General features: G+C 50.6%; 1 protein-coding gene. It reads right to left on the reverse strand.

Annotation, left to right across the window (positions count from 1 at the left end; genetic code table 11):
• Positions 1–1492, reverse strand: a 1492-nt coding sequence (locus Q0256_RS09460) for a hypothetical protein (RefSeq protein ID WP_297962473.1), incomplete at its 3' end; no start/stop codon positions are given.
• Positions 1493–1572 lie beyond the last annotated feature (80 nt).

Consider the following 1572-nt stretch of genomic DNA (forward strand, 5'->3'; position numbering starts at 1 on the left):
CTTTAAAAACCTGCACTACGTTCGGAGCATCTTTAAAGCTCTCATTGATATTCTTTACAAAACTTGAGTTTAGCTTCGTCATAATCTTTTGGGTCTTTGCGAAAGCGTCGGCATCGCCCGCCACGCTTCTTGTGATTAGATCGGCGCCCTTATCGTTGCTTAGAGCGCTTGCGAGTAAGTTCGCCTCTCTTTCGTTTAAATTTTCCCCTTGAATTACGCGCCTGATAGTCTGTTCGGCGGGTTTAATTCCCTTTTCGTTTATGTAGTTTATGCTTTTATCTATAGCCTCGTTCCCCGTTTTTGGGATTTGCAGAGATCGCTCGGCATTAGCAAAATTTTTAAATCCCTCCTCGCCCAATGCGTTTTTACTCGCGGCTAAATTTTTAAGAGCCTCCGCCTCTCCGCCCATAGACTTGATATATTGCGCCTCGGCTCCCTCGATATTGTCGGTTACGCCCCTACGCATTAAATTTACTAAAATGTTATTATCCGCAATTTTTGCCGCGTTTTTCGCCACCGGGCTTACTATCCTCTCGCCCGCTTGTTTAATCGCAGGCGCTGCGGCTTTTATGAGCTTACCTGCCCCCGCGACCGCTACGCCACCCAAGGCATCCTCTCCCGCGGCTTGAAGCGCCCTTGAGGCGTAATCGCTCGCGCCGTATTCTCTGCCCGTCGCTTCTCCCTTTTGGCGCAGGTCGTTCATTGAGCCTAGCGCACTGCCGCCTGCACTCATAGCCAGCATAGGCACAAGGCTAGCCCCGCCAGTAAACGGCGCGAGCCCTGCACCTACAACGCCTCCCGCTATCTCGGTCTTGCGTGCGGCTAAGTCATCCCAAAGACTAGGAGTGACCTCTTTTTGAATAATTCGTCCGTCCGCGCCTCGGGCTCCAAAATAAATTTTGCCGTCGCTGGTTTGCACCGCGCCTAAATCATATCCTGCATTTTTCGCGATGTGGTCTAAATCTTTTTGTAGCTCTGCAGCGTCTTTTTCATCCCCCGCTATGGTTTGAAAAAGAGACCTGCTAGATGCTTTTGCTACCCTATCTTTCAAAATTTCATCTTTGCTTTTTGCGGGCTCGCCGCTTCCGAAAAATGAGTTATCAAGAATGGTTTTCGCCTCCATTTCTAGCCCATCCAAAGCCCCGCCTAAAAATCGGTTCTTTTTCTCTTTGGCTCGCGCCTCCTCGCTACGCCCAGGTGTAGGAGCGGCAGGGATTGGGCGCCCGTCAAGCCCTAATTTAGGTGCGGAATTCACGACTTCGCCCGTTTGCTCGTCTCTTATCGGCACTCGGGTGTAGCCCTGAGTTTGCTGTATATTTTGCGGTGCGGGCGGCACGGCTGCTGTGTTTGGCTGCGGGGTTAAATTCGCCTGCTGCGCGCCCTGTTGCTTATAATATTCGGTTTTAGCGTAGTTCGTGATCTGCTCGGGTGAATATCCCTGCTGCATCAGCGCGCCTATTTTTTCATCTCCCAAAAAACTTCTTGCGTTCATCCTAAAACTCCTCGTTAAAAATGCCTATTTCATCTAGTCTCTGGCGCAGATCGTCGTTCGGATATCCTCGCTGTGGGGCG

Origin of the sequence: uncultured Campylobacter sp., from assembly GCF_937949835.1 — a bacterium.
GTDB lineage: Bacteria > Campylobacterota > Campylobacteria > Campylobacterales > Campylobacteraceae > Campylobacter_B.